The sequence below is a fragment of the Micromonospora sp. CNZ322 genome (assembly GCF_007827755.1).
In genome coordinates, this window is sequence record NZ_VITD01000017.1 from 55,217 (window position 1) to 72,116 (window position 16,900).

At 71.4% G+C, this 16,900-nt stretch carries 16 protein-coding genes; 8 read left to right on the forward strand and 8 right to left on the reverse strand.

What is annotated here, in order from left to right; genetic code table 11:
- Positions 1-139 precede the first annotated feature (139 nt).
- The 3 genes from trpD to FB453_RS29310 form a co-directional block, all read right to left on the reverse strand.
- Entirely contained in the window at positions 140-1,183 is a 1,044-nt protein-coding gene (gene trpD / locus FB453_RS29300) for an anthranilate phosphoribosyltransferase (protein ID WP_112582811.1), read from the reverse strand.
- Positions 1,184-1,274: 91 nt separating this feature from the next.
- Positions 1,275-1,670, reverse strand: a complete 396-nt coding sequence (locus FB453_RS29305) for a helix-turn-helix domain-containing protein (RefSeq protein WP_091407513.1) — start codon at positions 1,668-1,670, stop codon at positions 1,275-1,277.
- A gap of 103 nt (positions 1,671-1,773) precedes the next feature.
- Positions 1,774-2,694 carry a cytochrome c oxidase assembly protein gene (locus FB453_RS29310; RefSeq protein ID WP_372494870.1) on the reverse strand — a complete coding sequence of 307 codons (921 nt, stop codon included), beginning with the start codon at positions 2,692-2,694 and terminating at the stop codon, positions 1,774-1,776.
- Between the two features lie 108 nt (positions 2,695-2,802).
- On the opposite strand from FB453_RS29310, the gene ctaE reads away from it, so the two are divergent.
- The 5 genes from ctaE (at position 2,803) to FB453_RS29335 (ending at position 7,976) form a co-directional block, all read left to right on the forward strand.
- Positions 2,803-3,402 (forward strand): aa3-type cytochrome oxidase subunit III, encoded by a 600-nt coding sequence (gene ctaE / locus FB453_RS29315; RefSeq protein WP_112582810.1) that lies wholly within the window; start codon positions 2,803-2,805, stop codon positions 3,400-3,402.
- Between the two features lie 70 nt (positions 3,403-3,472).
- On the forward strand, positions 3,473-4,309 hold the full coding sequence (gene qcrC / locus FB453_RS29320; protein ID WP_112731729.1) for a cytochrome bc1 complex diheme cytochrome c subunit: 837 nt from the start codon (positions 3,473-3,475) through the stop codon (positions 4,307-4,309).
- Positions 4,310-4,373: 64 nt separating this feature from the next.
- Positions 4,374-5,462, forward strand: coding sequence for a cytochrome bc1 complex Rieske iron-sulfur subunit (gene qcrA / locus FB453_RS29325; RefSeq protein WP_112582808.1), 1,089 nt, complete (start codon positions 4,374-4,376; stop codon positions 5,460-5,462).
- Positions 5,459-7,090 (forward strand): cytochrome bc1 complex cytochrome b subunit, encoded by a 1,632-nt coding sequence (qcrB, locus tag FB453_RS29330; protein ID WP_112582807.1) that lies wholly within the window; start codon positions 5,459-5,461, stop codon positions 7,088-7,090. The genes qcrA and qcrB overlap by 4 nt, the downstream gene beginning before the upstream one ends.
- A 193-nt stretch (positions 7,091-7,283) precedes the next feature.
- Positions 7,284-7,976 (forward strand): DUF4142 domain-containing protein, encoded by a 693-nt coding sequence (locus FB453_RS29335; RefSeq protein WP_112601744.1) that lies wholly within the window; start codon positions 7,284-7,286, stop codon positions 7,974-7,976.
- A gap of 104 nt (positions 7,977-8,080) precedes the next feature.
- On the opposite strand, the gene FB453_RS29340 is transcribed toward FB453_RS29335, so the two are convergent.
- The 5 genes from FB453_RS29340 to FB453_RS29360 all read right to left on the reverse strand — a co-directional run bounded on the left by FB453_RS29340 (position 8,081) and on the right by FB453_RS29360 (position 13,583).
- On the reverse strand, positions 8,081-8,368 hold the full coding sequence (locus FB453_RS29340) for an Lrp/AsnC family transcriptional regulator (RefSeq protein ID WP_074313163.1): 288 nt from the start codon (positions 8,366-8,368) through the stop codon (positions 8,081-8,083).
- A gap of 79 nt (positions 8,369-8,447) precedes the next feature.
- A complete protein-coding gene (locus FB453_RS29345; RefSeq protein WP_145795433.1) occupies positions 8,448-9,317 on the reverse strand; it encodes an NTP transferase domain-containing protein in 870 nt (289 codons plus the stop codon).
- Complete coding sequence (locus FB453_RS29350; RefSeq protein ID WP_145795435.1) at positions 9,314-9,856, reverse strand: NUDIX domain-containing protein; 543 nt, start codon at positions 9,854-9,856, stop codon at positions 9,314-9,316. Before FB453_RS29350 ends, FB453_RS29345 begins: the two co-directional genes overlap by 4 nt.
- A gap of 52 nt (positions 9,857-9,908) precedes the next feature.
- The gene (locus tag FB453_RS29355; RefSeq protein WP_112582834.1) at positions 9,909-11,702 is read right to left on the reverse strand and encodes a RelA/SpoT family protein; all 1,794 of its coding nucleotides are present in this window, start codon (positions 11,700-11,702) and stop codon (positions 9,909-9,911) included.
- Between the two features lie 126 nt (positions 11,703-11,828).
- Positions 11,829-13,583: a DEDD exonuclease domain-containing protein gene (locus tag FB453_RS29360; protein ID WP_112582803.1), complete on the reverse strand. Its 1,755-nt coding sequence runs from the start codon at positions 13,581-13,583 to the stop codon at positions 11,829-11,831.
- 127 nt (positions 13,584-13,710) lie between these two features.
- Between FB453_RS29360 and FB453_RS29365 the strand changes: the two genes are divergently transcribed.
- The 3 genes from FB453_RS29365 to FB453_RS29375 all read left to right on the forward strand — a co-directional run bounded on the left by FB453_RS29365 (position 13,711) and on the right by FB453_RS29375 (position 16,870).
- A complete protein-coding gene (locus FB453_RS29365) occupies positions 13,711-15,165 on the forward strand; it encodes an NYN domain-containing protein (RefSeq protein ID WP_145795437.1) in 1,455 nt (484 codons plus the stop codon).
- A 141-nt stretch (positions 15,166-15,306) separates the two neighbouring features.
- Entirely contained in the window at positions 15,307-16,026 is a 720-nt protein-coding gene (locus tag FB453_RS29370) for a DinB family protein (protein ID WP_145795439.1), read from the forward strand.
- A gap of 625 nt (positions 16,027-16,651) precedes the next feature.
- The gene (locus FB453_RS29375) at positions 16,652-16,870 is read left to right on the forward strand and encodes a hypothetical protein (RefSeq protein WP_091407537.1); all 219 of its coding nucleotides are present in this window, start codon (positions 16,652-16,654) and stop codon (positions 16,868-16,870) included.
- Positions 16,871-16,900 lie beyond the last annotated feature (30 nt).

Below are 16,900 nucleotides of genomic sequence, written 5' to 3' on the forward strand. Positions count from 1 at the left end.
CCCCCGGATGCGACAGTGACGCACCGACGGCAGCAGAGAACTACTCAGCTGTAGTTTCCCAGACGGGTCCGACAAATCTCCGCGCACCGTCGCCCGCTGGTCGCCATCCGCGGCGCCGACGGGTCGGGTGGTGGTGAGGTCAGGCGGTGGCGGTCTCGATCCAACGGTCCAGGGTCGCGGCGGCCGCGCCGGAGTCGATCGAGTCGGCCGCACGGGCCAGGCCGGCGCGGAGCGCCTCGGTCAGGTCGCCGTCCAGCGGGCCCTGGGTGGCCAGCGCCGCCGCCGCGTTGACCAGCACCGCGTCCCGCACCGGGCCCGTCTCGCCGGCCAGCAGGCGACGGGCCACGCCCGCGTTGTACGCGGCGTCACCGCCGCGCAGGTCGGCGAGGGTGGACCGGGGCACCCCCAGGTCCGTCGCGTCCAGCACAGCCTCGCGTACGGTGCCGCCCTGGGCCGCCCAGATCCGGGTCGGCGCGGCGGTGGTGAACTCGTCCAGCCCGTCCTCGCCGCGCATCACGATCGCCGAGTCGCCACGGGCCGCGAACACACTGGCCATCACCGGGGCCATCCGCAGGTCGAAGCAGCCGACCGCGCCGGCCCGGGGGCGGGCCGGGTTGGTCAGCGGGCCGAGGAAGTTGAAGAAGGTGGGCACGCCCACCTCGCGGCGGACCGGGCCGGCGTGCCGCATCCCGGGGTGGAAGCGGGCCGCGAAGCAGAACCCGATGCCGGCCTCCTCGACACAGCGGGCAACCTGCTCCGGGCCGAGATCCAGCGGGATGCCGAGGAACTCCAGCAGGTCGGCGGTGCCGCACAGGGAGGAGGCGGCCCGGTTGCCGTGCTTCACGACACGGACGCCCGTGCCGGCGACCACCAGCGCCGTCATCGTGGAGATGTTCACCGTGTGGGCGAGGTCACCGCCGGTGCCGACCACGTCGAGGGCGGTCCGGCGCAGCTCCTCGGGCAGCTCCACCGGGACCGCGCGACCGAGCATCGCCTCCACCAGGCCGGCCAGCTCCGCAGGGGTCTCGCCCTTGGCCCGCAGCGCCACGGCGAAGGCGGCGATCTGCGCCGCGCTCGCCGAGCCGGTCATGATCTCGTCCATCGCCCAGGCGGTGTCGGCGGTGGAGAGTTCGTCACCGCGCAGCAGCGCGTTGAGCAGGTGCGGCCAGGTCCGATCGCCCATGGCGGGCCTCCCGAGCATGCGAAGTGCGAGTGGGCTGGAACCGGCGCCGAGGAGATCCGGCGCCGTGGGGGTGCCGGAGGAGCGTGGGACGTCAGGCGGGTGCGTGCGTCCGCAGCAGCTCGGCCACCGTGCCGCCGGTGGTCACCGGGTCGAGCGGGTGCACCAGCGTCGCGTCGACCTCGGCGTACGCGGCGAGCCATCGGTCGGCGGCGCGGGCGATCACCAGGCAGGTCGGGGGAGCGTCGTCCCGGTCGTCCTTGACCTGCCGGGCGATGCCGATGCCGCCGCCCGGGCTCGCCTCACCGTCGAGCAGAAGCAGGTCGATCTCGTAGTCGTCGACCAGCCGGATGGTCTCCGCGTAGGTCGACGCCTCGACGAACTCGATCTGCAGACCGGGAGCTGGCCGGGTGCCGACAGCCATCCGCATCCGATCACGGACCTGCGGGTCGTCGCTGTAGAGCAACACGGTGCAAAGACGATCGGTCATGCCGGAACTCCCACCTCGTAGCTGCCCGCAGATCGTACCGGTCGGCGTGACGTAGCCGACATCCCGCCCGGCGTCGCGCGTCGGGGCGTACCGTCCGGGCAGCTCAGGCGGGCGCGGCGTCGGCTGCGCGTTCGCGGGCCTCCTGGCGGTCCAGCTCGCGGTCCACCCGGCGGGCCTCCCGCTCGGACTGCTTGACCCACTGCACCACCAGCACCGCGAGCATGGTCACACTGACGAACTCGCCACCGGCCCACAGGATGCCGCCGGCGACCACCTGGTCCTGCCACGGGTCGACCCAACCGAGGTTCAGCGACGGGTACCAGTCGCCGCCGAAGAGCGTGCTGCTCTGCATGATGGTGAGGCCGAGCACTGTGTGGAACGGCACGGAGAGCAGCATCAGCAGCGCACGCGCCGGGTACGGCCACCGGCCGGGCAGCGGGTCGAGGCCGAGCAGCGGCCAGAAGAACACGCAGCCGGTCATGATGAAGTGCGCGTGCACCAGCTCGTGCGCCCAGGCGTGTTCGAGCGTGTAGCGGTACAGATCACTGAAGTACAGCACGAACGGGTTGACCACGAAGATGGCGAACGCCACCAGCGGGAAGCTGTAGACCCGGGCGACGCGGCTGTGCACGATCGCGAGCAGGCGCTTGCGCGGGCCGACCGGCAGGGTCCGCAGGGCCAGGGTCATCGGTGCGCCCAGCGCCAGGAAGATCGGCGCCACCATGGAGAGCACCATGTGCTGGATCATGTGTACGGACAGCAGCGCGGTGTCGTACGCGTGCAGCCCGCTGACCGTGACGAGCGCAATGCCGCCCAGGCCGGGGCCGAGGAAGAACACGGTACGGGCGATCGGCCAGCGGTCGCCGCGCAGGCGTAGCCGGTAGACCCCGTAGAGGTACAGGCCGGCGGCGAGCACCAGGCCGAGGGCCAGCCAGCTGTCCAGCCGGGTCTCGGTCAGCACCGCGCCGACGGTGAACGGCGGCGGGGCCGAGGTGGCGGCGAAGATCGGATCGACGTGCAGCACGCTTTTCAGGCTAGGCCAGGCGAACCGGACCCTGACGCTCGGGCCACGGAAGGCGCAGGTTTGCCACCCCGCTGATCGGCTGCCCCGGTCAGGGGCAATAATGACGGCGTGACTGCGGCCCCAGCCATTGACAAGAGCCGGATCCACTCTCTGACCCGACCGAACATGGTCAGCGTCGGGACGATCGTGTGGCTCTCAAGCGAACTCATGTTCTTCGCGGCGCTGTTCGCGATGTACTTCTCCATCCGCGCGGCTGCGCCGGAGCAGTGGGAGAAGCACACCGAGGCGCTGAACATCCCGTACGCGACCACCTTCACGGTGATCCTGGTGCTGTCCTCGGTGACGTGCCAGCTCGGCGTCTTCGCGGCGGAGAAGGGTGACGTGCACGCGCTGCGGCGTTGGTTCACCGTCACCTTCGTGATGGGCCTGATCTTCGTCCTCGGCCAGCTGAACGAGTACCGGCACCTGGTCGCCGACGGCATCAAGATCAACGAAGACGGGTACGGGTCGGTGTTCTACCTGACCACCGGCTTCCACGGCCTGCACGTGACCGGTGGTCTGATCGCCTTCATCATCTTCATGGTCCGTACGACCATGGGCCGGTTCACTCCGGCGCAGGCGACGTCGGCGATCGTCGTGTCGTACTACTGGCACTTCGTCGACGTCGTGTGGATCGGGCTGTACGCCATGATCTACTGGCTCCAGTGATCTTGCGCGTCACATTCCGCGCTGCTGCTCCGTCCCCTGAGACAGGTCCAACCGGTTAAGGACACCGCTCATGACTTCTGACAACGACCGCCGACGCGGTCTGCTCGCGCGGTTGCGTGAGCGGCCCGCCGTGCGCAGCAGGGGCCGCCGCCGGCTGGGCGCCGCGGTCCGGCTGATCGCCGCGCTGATGCTCGCCGGTGGCGCGTACACCGTCTTCGCCCCGGGCGCCCAGGCGCAGGACAACCCGCAGCTGACCGGCGCCGCCGCCGAGGGCAAGGCGCTGTTCGACGTGAGCTGCGTGACCTGCCACGGCCGCAACGCCCAGGGCGTCGAGGGCCGCGGGCCGAGCCTGATCGGCGTCGGCGCGGCATCTGTCGAGTTCCAGGTCAGCTCCGGGCGGATGCCGCTGGCCCGCCAGGAGGCCCAGGCGCACCGCAAGCCCCCGGTCTTCAACGACGAGCAGACCCGTCAGCTGGCCCAGTACATCCAGGAGCTTGGCGGCGGCCCGGTCGTGCCCGAGGGCGACGACCTCCGCGAGGACGGCAACATCGCCGCCGGCGGTGAGCTGTTCCGGATCAACTGCTCGCAGTGCCACGCCTTTGGTGGCGGCGGCGGTGCGCTCTCCTCGGGCAAGTTCGCCCCGAGCCTGCACCCCGCGACCGACCGCCAGATCTACGCGGCGATGCTGAGCGGCCCGCAGAACATGCCGGTGTTCGGCGACAACCAGCTCCGGCCGGAGCAGAAGGCCGACATCATCGCCTACATCCAGGAGACGCTGAAGCACGACCAGGACCCGGGCGGGTTCAACCTCGGGCGGTACGGCCCGTCCACCGAGGGCCTGGCGATCTTCCTGGTTGGCATCGTGGCGCTCGTCTTCGCTAGCCTGTGGATTGCGGGTAAGTCGTGATCGAGCAGGCCATCCGATTCAGTGCCGTGGTGCCGCTCGGCGCCACCCGTAGCGAGGTGACGGCATGAGCACCCACACCGAGCACCAGGCCTCACAGGGCCCGGAGCCGCTCGACGTGAACGACCCCAAGCTGACCCGTTTCGACATCGTTCGTGAGGGCGCGCGCCGGGACGACATCGAGATCGTCCACTACGAGCCGCAGGTGCTGCCGGGCACCAAGGCGGAGCGTCGGCTGACCCGGGTGGTCGCCGGCTTCTTCCTGATCACCGGCCTGGCCGCGACCGCCTTCCTGGCCATCTACATCTGGTGGCCGTGGCAGTACGAGGCGGGCCGGGGCGGCGACAAGTTCTACACCCCGCTGCTCGGCTTCACCCTCGGCGTGGCGCTGCTCGCCGTCGGCTTCGGCATCCTGACCTGGGGCAAGAAGTTGCTGCCCAAGGAGGTCTCGATCCAGGACCGGCACGAGGGCCAGGTGGACTCCGAAGGCCGCACCATCACCGGCCAGACCATGCTCTACATGGCTGACGAACTGGGTGTGAAGCGTCGCCCCCTGCTCGGCATCTCGCTGCTGGCCGGTCTCGCGCCGGTCGCCGCGGTCGCCGCGGCGCCGCTGGTCGGCGGCCTGATCTCGCAGCCGCACAAGAACAACCAGATGTTCACCACCGGGTTCGCAGCGGCCGAGGGCGGCCAGCGGATCCGTCTGGTCCGCGAGGACGGCCGGCCGATCCGCCCGGCGGACATCAGCAGCGGTGGGCAGCTGACCGTCTTCCCCGGCATCGACCACGGCGTGAGCAACAGGCACGCCGACTCGCCGACGCTGCTGATCCACCTCCGCGACTCCGACGCGCAGGAGTCGCGCCGGGCCAACGAGAAGGTCGGCCACGGTGACTACATGTGGGGCAACTACGCGGCGTTCTCCAAGATCTGCACGCACGCGGGATGCCCGGCCAGCCTGTACGAGCAGCAGACCAACCGGCTGCTCTGCCCGTGCCACCAGTCCCAGTTCCTGATCACCGACAACGCCCGGCCAGTCTTCGGCCCCGCCAGCCGGCGGCTGCCGCAGCTGCCGATCGAGGTGGACTCCGAGGGCTTCTTCGTGGCGAAGTCCGACTACACCGAGACCGTCGGGCCTGATTTCTGGGAGCGGCCATGAAGCGTCGAAAGTTTGACCTTGCGGCGACGCCGGGCAAGGCCGCGGTGGGAGTGGACGACCGCTTCGCGGTGGCCACCCCGCTGCGCAAGCTGCTGAACAAGGTCTTCCCGGACCACTGGTCCTTCCTGCTCGGCGAGATCGCGCTGTTCTCGTTCGTCGTGCTGCTGCTGACCGGTGTGTTCCTCACCTTCTTCTTCGAGCCGGCGATGACCGAGGTGGTCTACGACGGCAGCTACGCGCCGTTGCAGGGCACCCCGATGTCCGCCGCGTACGCCTCCAGCCTGGACATCTCGTTCGACGTCCGCGGCGGTCTGGTGATGCGGCAGATGCACCACTGGGCGGCGCTGCTGTTCATGGCCGCGATCGTCGTGCACATGCTGCGGGTGTTCTTCACCGGCGCCTTCCGCAAGCCGCGCGAGACCAACTGGATCATCGGTTCGCTGCTGTTCTGGGTCGGCTTCCTGGCCGGCTTCACCGGCTACTCGCTGCCGGACGACGGCCTGTCCGGCACCGGCCTGCGGATCGCCTCGGCGATCATGCTGTCCATCCCGGTGATCGGCTCCTGGGTCACCTCGTCGGTCTTCGGCGGCGAGTTCCCCGGCACGATCATCATCAGCCGGTTCTTCATCGCCCACGTGCTGCTCATCCCGGGTCTGCTGGTCGCGCTGATCAGCGTCCACCTGGGCCTGGTCTTCAAGCAGAAGCACACCCAGTGGCCCGGCCCTGGCCGGACCAACAACAACGTGGTCGGCGAACGGATGTTCCCGCGGTACGCGCTGAAGCAGGGCGGCTTCTTCATGGTCGTCTTCGGCGTCATCGCGCTGATGGGCGGTCTGTTCCAGATCAACCCGATCTGGCTGTTCGGCCCCTACGAGGCGTGGGTGGTCTCGGCCGCCAGCCAGCCCGACTGGTACGTCATGTTCCTCGACGGGTCGACCCGACTCATGCCGGCCTGGGAGATCCCCATCCCGATCGGCGACGGGTACGTCATCCCGCCGCTGTTCTGGCCGACGGTCGTGCTGCCCGGCATCCTGGTTGGCCTGTCGACGATGTACCCGTTCCTGGAAGCCCGGCACCTCAAGGACCGCAAGAGCCACAACCTGCTCGAGCGTCCCCGGGATGCTCCGGCCCGGACCGCCGTCGGCGCCATGGCCGTCTCGTTCTACATCGTGTTGACGCTCTCCGGCGCCAACGACGTGATCGCGGACAAGTTCCAGATCAGCCTGAACGCGATGACCTGGGCGGGCCGGATCGGCCTGCTGGTGGTCCCGCCGCTGGCGTACTACGTCACCTACCGGCTCTGCCTGGGTCTGCAGCAGCACGACCGGGAGGTGCTCGCGCACGGCGTGGAGACCGGCATCATCCGGCGCATGCCGGACGGCCGGTTCGTCGAGGTGCACCAGCCGCTCAGCGCGTCCAACGGGCACGCGGACGGTCACGGCCAGCTCGACTACGTCGGCTGGGTCGTGCCCAAGAAGATGAACCGGCTGGGGGCCCTCGGCCCGGCCATCCGGGGCTTCTTCTACCCGATCGAGAAGCCGGTCGAGGCACCGGTCTCGCCGGGACACCCGCCGGTCGAGGCCCGACCTGAGCGCGAGGAGATCGGCAGCGGCGAAAGCCGCCGCTGACCGCCCAGTCGCACCGTTACGGGGCGCCCGCCGGATTCCGGCGGGCGCTCCGTCGTATCCACACCCCCCGACCCATCCGACCAGGAGTCGGACGGCCCTGACGGGACCGGTCGACCCCGCGCGACGGGCGATCGCAGGAATAACCCCGGTGAGCCGGGTATCCGTGCGGTCCAACGTCTCAAGGGGGGGAAGCATGTTGGGTATCAAACGCCTCGGCCTGTTGGCCGCGCTGGTACTGGTCGGTGTCGCGCCGGCTGCGGCCGCGCAGGCCGCGGCACAGCCGTCAACGCAGGACACCCAGTACCTGCAGGCGGTACACCAGGTCAACCTGTTCGAGATCACCGCTGGTGACCTGGCTCAGCAGAAGGGTCAGGACCAGGGGGTCAAGGACCTGGGCGCGATGCTGAAGACCGACCACACCCAGCTGGACCAGACGGTGCAGCAGACCGCGTCGCAGCTCGGGGTGGAACTGCCGAACGAGCCCAGCGCCGATCAGCAGGCGGTCATCGACAGGCTGAACAACGCAAGCGGTGCGGAGTTCGACCGGCTCTGGGTGACCAGTGAGCTGGCCGGCCACGTCCAGGCCATCCAGGCCACCCAGACGGAGATCTCGCAGGGCTCCGAGCAGTCGGTGGTCCAGTTGGCGCAGACGGCACTGCCGACGCTGCAGACGCACTACGACGAGTTGGTGGCGCTCGCCAACAAGCTGGGCATCCCGGTTCCGCAGACCAGCGCCAGCGGTACGCCCAGCCCGGGCGGCACCGGCACTGAGTCGCCGGCTCCGGGCGGCACTGTCACCGAGTCGCCGGCTCCGGGCGGCACCGGCACCGAGTCGCCGGCTCCGGGCGGCGGCAGCACCGAGGTACCGGCTCCCAGCGAGAGCTGACGTAGCCACAGCAGACGGCCGGTCCACCCTCGCGGTGGGCCGGCCGCCCTGTGCGCGCTACGCGCCGCCGTGCGGCCGGCACGGCCCCAGAAACGGCGAGCGGGTCAGTCGGCGCTGGCCAGACCGATCGCGAACGCCTCCTCCAGGTCGTGCTGCGAGTACGCCCGGAAGGCGATGTGCGACTCGGTGTTGAGCACGCCCGGGACCTTGGAGATGCTGCCCGCGATGACCTGGGCGATCTGGTCGAACTCGCGGACCCGGACGATGGCGATGAGGTCGACGTGCCCGGCCACCGAGTAGACCTCGCTGACACCGGGAAGGTTGGCCAGGTTCTCCGCCACCTCGGGGATCGCATCGGTGGCGCAGTCGATCAGCACGATCGCGGTGATCACGGGGCATTTCTCCGTTCGTCGGCGTCGTCGCCCATGCTAGATGTTCCGGCCCGAGACCGGAGGCGGGAGCCGCCGGGGCTCAGCCCTGGGCGCGGCAGGGCACGGTCAGGTCGCTCCCGGCCCGGATCACGTTCCGCAGCCGCTCACCGGCCCGTACGGTCGCGCCCGGCCACACCACAGTGCGGGACACGTCGCCGTCCACCCGCGCGCCCGCGCCGACGACCGACTCCACGCAGTGGCCGGTCACCGTCGCGGTCTCCTCGACGAGAACGCCGCCGGCCGCGGCGTGCAGGTTGGCCGCCAGGTAGTCGGCCGGGGTGCCGGTGTCGAAGAAGGTGCCCGGGTAGGGCACCACCGCCAGGGCGCCCGCCGCCTCGGCCGGACGCCACACGGCGCGAACCAGGTCCGAGAAGACGACCGGCAGGTCCCGGACCAGCCGCCAGGGCAGCAGCGAGAAGCCGGTGAAGCAGTGCCCGGCGAAGGTGCCCGGCGCCGCCGGGTCCGCGGCGGGCTGGCCGAGCAGGCGTACGGTGTGCCCGTCCCAGCCGTCGAGCAGGGCGGCGACGTCCGGGCCCGGGGGAGCAGCCGGGTCGGCGAGGTACGCGTCGGCGTTGCCGACCAGCACCGGCCGCCCGTCGATCCAGTCCCGCAGGTTGGCGACCCCACCCGCGGTGCCCAGTGGGTCGCCCGGCTCCACCGACAGGTGTGCGCGGTCGCCGACGTACGCCACCACCTGGTCGCCGAGGTAGCAGGCGTTGACCGCGACCCGATCGGGACCGGTCAGGCCCAGGCCGGCCAGCCGCGCCAACGCCCGATCCAGCAGCGGGACGTTGCCCACCGGGCAGAGCGCCTTGGGCACCCGTTCGGTGAGCGGGCGCAGCCGCGTGCCCTCGCCGGCGGCCAGCACCACCGCGCACAGGTTCGCCGGTACACCGGTCGCGACGGTCACGGGGTGTCGTCGGGAACCGGCGGCGGGAACTGCCCGGCCAGCGGCCCGATGTCGTAGTAGGCGAGCAGCCGGGCCGTCGGCCAGGTCAGCTTGGGCAGGTCGTCCAGGGGGTGCCAGGCGGCCTCGAAGACCTCCGCGCCGTCGACGGTCAGCTCGGTGCTGGACGCCGGCACCTCGGCCTCGAAGACCATGTCCACCCAGCCCTTGGCGTGCACGATTGCGTTCGGCACTGCCGGGCGCAGCCGGGACGGTGGGAGCCGGACGCCGGACTCCTCGAACAGCTCACGGGCCGCGCCCACCACCGGGGCCTCGCCCCGGTTGAGCAGGCCGGCGGGGAGTGACCAACCCTTGCCGGGCGGCTGGCGCAGCATGAGCAACCGACCCGCGCCCGTCGCCTCGGTGTCCTGGACCAGGGTCACCGCGCCGACGATGTACTTGGGCACGGCCAGCCGGACCAGGCGCCGACGCACCGGCAGGGGCAGCCGGTAGAAGGCCTGGTAGAAAAGAGCCCGACCGGTGGCGCGGGAGCGGGGGATCATGACTCCAGGCTAGTGGTCACGAATGTTCTTCGGACGCGCTGGGGCCGCCGGGTCACTGTCGATGGTCGACCAGGTCGATGAGCTGGCGGACCACGGTGTCCGGTTCGATCACCCGGTCGAAGACCGCGACCAGCAGGGTCTCCAGGTCGGGATAGCCCAACTCCTCGGAGAGGCGGAGCAGCGGCAGGTCACTGGCGAGGCCCCGGTTGTGCTGGCGCAGGGCGAGCCCGATGGTGGCCCGACCGAGGCGCACCTTGTCGCTGATCGTGATGCCCGGCTCGGTGTGCTCGGCGAACCACCGGTTGATCTGCATCTGCGCGTGCGGCGACTTGACGAAGGTCAGCCACTCCCGCCGCGGGCCCCGCGGCGCCACACCGGCCTCGAAGCCGTTGTCGCCGTCGTTCTCGGTGAAGATCTCCACCACGTCGCCCTCGTCCAGCTCCGAACTGAGCGGGGCCAGCCGACCGTTGATGCGGGCGGCGAGGCAGTGGTCGCCCCGGTCGTTGCCCAGCTCGTACGCGAGGTCGACAGGCGTGGCACCGGCCGGCAGCACTACCTGTCGTCCGTCGGCGAAGACCTGGATCTGCCCCTCGGCCAGGTCGCAGCGCAGCGACTCGTAGAACTGTGCCGGGTCGGCGGCGTCCGGCTCCCAGTCGAGCACCCGGCGCAGCCAGTCCAGCTGCTCGGCACGGGCCGCGGCGGTGCTGCTGCCGGAGCGGGGGAAACGGAAGTCGGCGGCGATGCCGTACTCGGCCGAGCGGTGCATCTCCTCGGTGCGGATCAGCACCTCCACTGTGCGGTCCTGGGGGCCGCAGACGCTGGTGTGCAGCGAACGGTAGAGGTTGTTCTTCGGTGAGGCGATGAAGTCCTTGAAACGGCCGGGCACCGGTCGCCAGGTGCCGTGGATCGCGCCCAGCGCGGCGTAACAGTCGGTGGCCGGGCCATCGACCACCACCACGATGCGGGGCAGGTCGTACGGGGCGGTGTGGCCGCCGGCGATGGTGTCCTTCCAGATCGAGTAGAGGTGCCGGGGACGGGGGCTCACCTCGGCGTCGACCCGGCTGCGGCGCAACGCCACCCGGGCCCGGGTGACCACCGAGTCGAGGTACGAATCCCAGCCCGGCCGATCGTGCACGTGCCGGGCCAGCCGGGCGTGCTCGTCGGGCTCAAGGTGCAGCAGCACCACGTCGTCCAGCTCGCGTTTGAGGGTCTGGATGCCCAGCCGGTCACAGAGCGGGACCAGCACCTCCTGGGTCTTGCGGGCGATCCGTTCCCGCGACGACGCGGAGCGCACCCCGAGCGTCCGCATGTTGTGCAGCCGGTCGGCCAGCTTGATGATCAGCACTCGGACGTCCTTGGCGGCCGCGACGATCATCTTGCGGACCGTCTCCGCCTCGGCGGCCTTGCCGTAGAACGCCTTGTCGAACTTGGTCACCCCGTCGACCAGGTGGGCCACCTCGCCGCCGAAGTCCTCGGAGAGCGCCTGGAGGGTGTAGCGGGTGTCCTCCACGGTGTCGTGCAACAGCGCCGCGACCAGGGTGGTGGTGTCCATCCCCAGCTCGGCGCAGATCTGCGCCACCGCGAGGGGATGGGTGATGTACGGTTCCCCGCTCTTGCGGAACTGCCCGCGGTGCATGTTCTCCGCGATCGTGTAGGCACGCCGCAGCACCGCGGGGTCGGTGCCGGCGTGGATGCCCCGGTGGGTGCGGACCAGCTGGGTGACCGGGTCCGAGTCGGTGGTCGGCCAGCTGAGCAGCGACCGCAGCCGGCGGGCGAGCGGCAGCTCACCCGGCTGTGTCGGCAGGGCGCCCCCCAGGGCGGCGCCGTGTCCGGCGTCGACGTCCACGAGGGACACCTCCTCACCCCGGCTCCGCATCGCCGGAACCCGGCGGGGGAGCAGGCCCACGAATCGGGCAGGACTGCACTTCTCTAACAGCCTAAGCGAGTCGACGTAGTCCGATCGGTCAGTTGGTCATGAGCGTTCGGTCGAGAGTTGGTGGGACGCGCCGCCCTCGGCCTTCGCCAGCAGGTCACGGAACCGGCCCGCGCCACTCGCCGGAGAGGACCAACCGGAGGACATCTCGACGAGTCGGGTCTCCGGTCGCTCCAACCAGGACAGGATCCGCTCGGACTCCTCGGCGGTGGCGGCCGGCACCGGACCGTGCCCGCCCGACACCGTCTCGGCGGTGGCCCGGATCGTGGTCAACGTGGGACGCGGGTGCACGCCCGGCGGGGACACCCCAGCGCCGGCCAGTCGGCCGTGCCGGACCAGCGCCAACTCCCAGCCGCCCCGGGCCGCCGGCCGGGCCGCGGCCAACTCGACGATCCCGGTCAGCGCGGCCAGCCGCTGCATCCGCACTGTGGCCCGCAGCACGGCGGCCAGCCGGGACCGCACCACGGCGGCCTCCTCGTAGCGCTGGTCGCGGGAGAGCACGTCGATCCGCGCGAGCAGCGCGTCCACCACCGGCTGGGGGTCGCTGGCCGTCGCGGTACGGAAGGGCGCGGCGGCGCTGTCGTCGTACTCCTCGGGGGTGATCTTGTGTTCGCAGGGCGCCGGGCAGCGACCCAGCTCGGCCAGCGCGCAGGCCGGCGTGACGGTGCGCAGCGAGAGCCGGTGCGTGCACTGGCGCAGTGGCACCGCGTCGTGGAAACCGGCGGCGGCCAGCTCGGCGGCCCGCCGGGAGGTGAACGGCCCTAGGTACGCGGTGTCGGTGGGGGAGAGGTCGCGGACGATTGACAGCCGAGGGTACGGGCCGTCGGTCAGCTTGAGCCAGACCATTCGTTCCGGGTATTTGGACCGGCGGTTGTACGGCGGGGCGTGCGCGGCGATCAACCGCAGCTCACGGACCTCCGCCTCCAACGAATGGGCGCACTCCACCGCCTCGACCCGCTCGGCCGCGCCCAGCATCTCGGAGATCCGGGCGCGCTTCTCGCCAGCGGTGAAGTAGCTGCGCACCCTGGTGGCGATGTCGACCGACGTGCCCACGTAGAGCGGCCGGTCGTCGGCGGCCCGGAAGATGTAGACCCCCGGAACCTTGGGCAACCCCTCGGCCAGGTGTCGTTTGCGGCGCTGGGTCGGGGTGACCGCACGGGCGAACTCGATGGCGTCGCCGATCGTGTCCACCCGGTGCCCGCCGAGCCGACCGATCAGCCCGTGCAGCACGTCGACGGTGGCCTTCGCGTCGTCCAACGCCCGGTGGGTGGGCTGGGTGGCGGTGCGGAAGTAGGCGGCCAGGGTGCCCAGCTTGCGGTTGGGCACCTCGTCGCGGGTCAGCACCCGGCGGGCGAGCGCCGCCGTGTCCAGGACACGGGGGTTGGGCCAGCGGTAGCCGTGCTTGGCGCAGGCGGCCTTGAGGAAGCCGACGTCGTACGGGGCGTTGTGGGCCACCAGCACCGCGTCGTCGATGAACTCCAGGAAGCTCGGCAGCACCTGCTCGATCGGCGGCGCCGGCACCAGCATGGCCTGGGTGATGCCGGTCAGCACTGTGATGAACGGTGGAATCGGCTGGCCCGGGTTGACCAGGGTCGCCAGCACCCCCAACTGCTCGCCACCGCGCACCTTGACCGCGCCGATCTCGGTGATGCCGCCGCCGTCCGGCGCGCCGCCGGTGGTCTCAAGGTCGACCACCACGAACGTCGTCGCGTAGAGCGGCAGCGCCGGGTCCACCCCGCCCACCGCCGGGTCGAGACCGGCCAGTGACTCCTGGACGTACTCCGCCTGTGCCATCGGCGGCACGCTAGCGTCCCGGTCCGACACTCCCGTCGCAGCCGTCCCATCCGTCACCATGGGGCTAGGATGAGAGATCGGCTCACTCACCGGGCGGTGGGCCCGGTCGCGGTGGGAGACTTGCCACATGCCCCTCACCGAGCCGTACGACGACCACCTCCCGCAGGAGGATCCGGTCGCGCTCGACGGTGCTGTGGGCAACCCGGACGACAACGTAGTCAACGACACATCGGGCGCATCGGACCCAACGACGACGGGCGACGGCCCCGCTGTCGAGCCGGAGCCGACCCTGCCCGAGCCGGTCCGGCAGCGGATCGTGACGCTGACCGCCGCGGTGCTGCCCACCCTCCCCACCGACGAGGTCCCGGTGCCGTTGCGCCGGGTGGCCAAGTTCGCCCCCAACCGGCGCGCCCGGCTCGGCGCGCCGGTCATCGCCGCCCAGCTCACCGCCGACCCGCTGTTCCGGCAGCGGGTCACCGCGCGGGTCCTGACCGACGCCGGTGACCTCGGCGCGGCAGTGGTCGAGGGCACCGCACCGGCCGCCGCCGACCCGGTCGAGGTGGCCGCGCTGGCCTACCTGGCCCGGCCCCGTGGCTGGCGGGAACTGATCGACGCCAGCGGCGCGGCCGTGCGCGCCGAGGCGGACAGCGCCGTCGTCGCCGAGTTGGTCCGCGAGGCCGAGCAGCGGGCCACCCGGGCCGAGCACGACCGCGCGGTGGCCCGGGTCGAGGCCGAGAAGCTCCGCGACGAGCTGGCCCGCGTCCGCGAGGAGCTGGGTCAGCTCCGCGAGGAGTCCCGACAGGTGGCCCGCACCCTGCGGGAGACCCAGGCCCGCGAGCGGAAGGCCACCGAGCTGCTGGCCACTGAGCGCGGCCGGGCCGCCCGCGCCAGCGCCGACGTGGACGCCGAACTCCGCCGCGCCCGGGCCCGGCTGGCCGAGGCCGAGGCCGCCGCCGGGGTGGCCCGGGCCAGCGCCAAGGAGGCCCGCTCGGTCGACGACGCCCGGCTCTGGCTGCTCCTGGAGACCATCGGCCAGGCCGCCGTCGGGCTGCGCCGGGAGCTGGCGCTCGACCCGGTGGACAAACTCCCCGCCGACTTCGTCGCCGAGGCGTTCGCCGAGCAGCCGGGCACCGCCCCGGCCGGCCCCGCCGCCCGCGCCCGCGACACCGACGACCCGGCCCGGCTCGACCAGTTGCTGGCCCTGCCCCGGGCGCACCTCGTGGTGGACGGCTACAACGTCACCAAGCGTGGCTTCGGCGAGATGTCCCTGGAGCAGCAGCGCAAACGCCTGATCACCGGGCTGGGCGGGATCGCCGCGCAGACCGGCGACGAGGTCACAGTGGTCTTCGACGGCGCCGAGCGGATGCACGGGCTGCCGCCCGCGCCGCGCGGCGTACGGGTGCTCTTCTCCCGCAAGGGTGAGACCGCCGACGAGCTGATCCGGCGACTGGTCCGCGCCGAGCCGGCGGGCCGGCCGGTGGTCGTGGTCTCGTCGGACCGCGAGGTCGCCGACGGGGTACGCCGGCACGGCGCCTACCCGCTGGGCGCGGACTCGCTGCTACGGCGGCTCGCCCGCTCCTGACCGCGGCGGGCCGACACGTCGGCGGGGCCGGGTCCCGGCGAGGGTTGGCGAGCCCGGCCGGCGCGCCACACGTCGCACTGTGCCTCAACCTGTCCCACCCCGGCGCTAGCATCGCCGCGACCGCCGAGGGATGGGAGTCGCATGGCACAGGACGACGTCACGGTCTTCGTCGACGAGAACCTGCGGGGTGCGCGGTTCAACCGCTCGACACTGGCCGGTGCGGTGATGCGCGGCGTCGACGTTGATGGCCTGGACATCGACGCGCCGTGGTTGGCCGAAGGCACGCTCGTGGTCAACGGCGTCGATGTCGTGCCGTTGGTCGAGGCCGAGCTCAACCGACGGTTCCCCGGGCGCGATCTCCGGCTGGCCAAGGACCCGGACGACCTGCGCGTGGCGTGGGCGGCGATCGAACGGGCCTGGGCGGCGGCGGTCGACCGGGCTGTGTCCATGCCCGAGGGTGCGGTCGACGTCTCGGTCGATGGGGAGTGGTCGTTCGCGCAGACGCTGCGTCATCTCGTGTTCGCCGCCGACGCGTGGTTGGGCAAAGCGATCCTGCGCCTGCCCCAGCCGTTCCACCCGCTCGGTCAGTCGCACGTCGAGTACGAGACCGACGGCTTCGACATGTCGGTCTTCACCACCGAGCAGCCGACCTTCGAGGCGGTCCTCCAGGTGCGGGCCGAGCGACAGGCCATGGTGCGCGACTTCCTCGCGACGGTCACGCCGGAGTTGCTCGCCGAGTCTCGGCCGAGCGCCTGGTGGCCCGAGCACATCGTGTCCGTCCTGCACTGCCTTCACGTTATCTTCGGCGAGGAGTGGCAGCACCTCCGCTTCGCCCTGCGTGACCTCGACGCGCAGGGCTGAAACCTCGCCCCAACGGTTGCTCGGCCGCTTCGGCGCTCGGCCGGTCGGGCGCTCGGGCGGCCGTCAGCCAGGTGGTCGGTATCGCCGCGCCAGCTCACGTCGCAGTGCGTCGGGACCCGGCCTCATCCAGGAGAGCCGGACGACCAGCTCGTAGGGGCCGCGTCCGGGGGTCGACCACTGTCCGGGTCGCATTTGGGGCCAGGTCTGCTGCGGGTCGAGTGGCGTGAGCACCAGCCGCGGATCCAGGCGGCCCCGGACTCGGGCGCCGGCCATGTTGACCCAGTCGATGCTGAGCCTGGTCCCGTTCGGTCCGGTCAGGTGCAGCGCCTCGTCGGTCAACCGCAGCGGCAGACGAGGTTGACGGCGTAGCTGCCAGTTGGTGGTCAGCGCGACGACGACGCCAAACGACGCCCTTCCGTGGCTTGATCGACACGAGTTCCTTGATGTCGGGGGTTCCGGCCGGGTGGGATACCCCGATATCGCTGATCTGGAGTGGATCTAGCCCTGAAAGGGGCGGTCGGACGGGGTTCCTGTCGTACCCGGTGGTTAGTGTCGATGTCACCGACGGTGTTCGGCCGGCGACGACAGGAGTCGCCCGGGCACAGCGAGCCGATCAGGAGGCGTAATGCTCATCGACTGCGACGGGTGCGCGAAGCGGGCCGACGGCTGTTCCGGCTGCCCGCTGACCGCCCTGTTCGACGAGACGTCCCCGGCGGCCGGGTTGGTCGCCGCCGAGGTCGAGGCCATCGAGGTGCTCGCCCGGGCCGGCTTCGACGTGGAGGTGCTGGCCGCGCCCGCACGCCCGGAGGCAGCTCGCCGTCGCGCCACCCGCCGCGTCGCCTGAGTGCGACACCGCGCCCGGAAGCGGGCTTCT

Excerpts from the sequence above, each read along its gene's own strand:
- FB453_RS29350 (WP_145795435.1), bottom strand. The coding sequence starts at position 9,856 with ATGATCCCCCGCTCCCGCGCCACCGGTCGGGCTCTTTTCTACCAGGCC.
- FB453_RS29370 (WP_145795439.1), top strand. The coding sequence starts at position 15,307 with ATGGCACAGGACGACGTCACGGTCTTCGTCGACGAGAACCTGCGGGGT.
- FB453_RS29365 (WP_145795437.1), top strand. The coding sequence starts at position 13,711 with ATGCCCCTCACCGAGCCGTACGACGACCACCTCCCGCAGGAGGATCCG.
- qcrC (WP_112731729.1), top strand. The coding sequence starts at position 3,473 with ATGACTTCTGACAACGACCGCCGACGCGGTCTGCTCGCGCGGTTGCGT.
- FB453_RS29305 (WP_091407513.1), bottom strand. The coding sequence starts at position 1,670 with ATGACCGATCGTCTTTGCACCGTGTTGCTCTACAGCGACGACCCGCAG.
- FB453_RS29375 (WP_091407537.1), top strand. The coding sequence starts at position 16,652 with ATGCTCATCGACTGCGACGGGTGCGCGAAGCGGGCCGACGGCTGTTCC.
- FB453_RS29335 (WP_112601744.1), top strand. The coding sequence starts at position 7,284 with ATGTTGGGTATCAAACGCCTCGGCCTGTTGGCCGCGCTGGTACTGGTC.
- qcrB (WP_112582807.1), top strand. The coding sequence starts at position 5,459 with ATGAAGCGTCGAAAGTTTGACCTTGCGGCGACGCCGGGCAAGGCCGCG.
- trpD (WP_112582811.1), bottom strand. The coding sequence starts at position 1,183 with ATGGGCGATCGGACCTGGCCGCACCTGCTCAACGCGCTGCTGCGCGGT.
- FB453_RS29360 (WP_112582803.1), bottom strand. The coding sequence starts at position 13,583 with ATGGCACAGGCGGAGTACGTCCAGGAGTCACTGGCCGGTCTCGACCCG.
- qcrA (WP_112582808.1), top strand. The coding sequence starts at position 4,374 with ATGAGCACCCACACCGAGCACCAGGCCTCACAGGGCCCGGAGCCGCTC.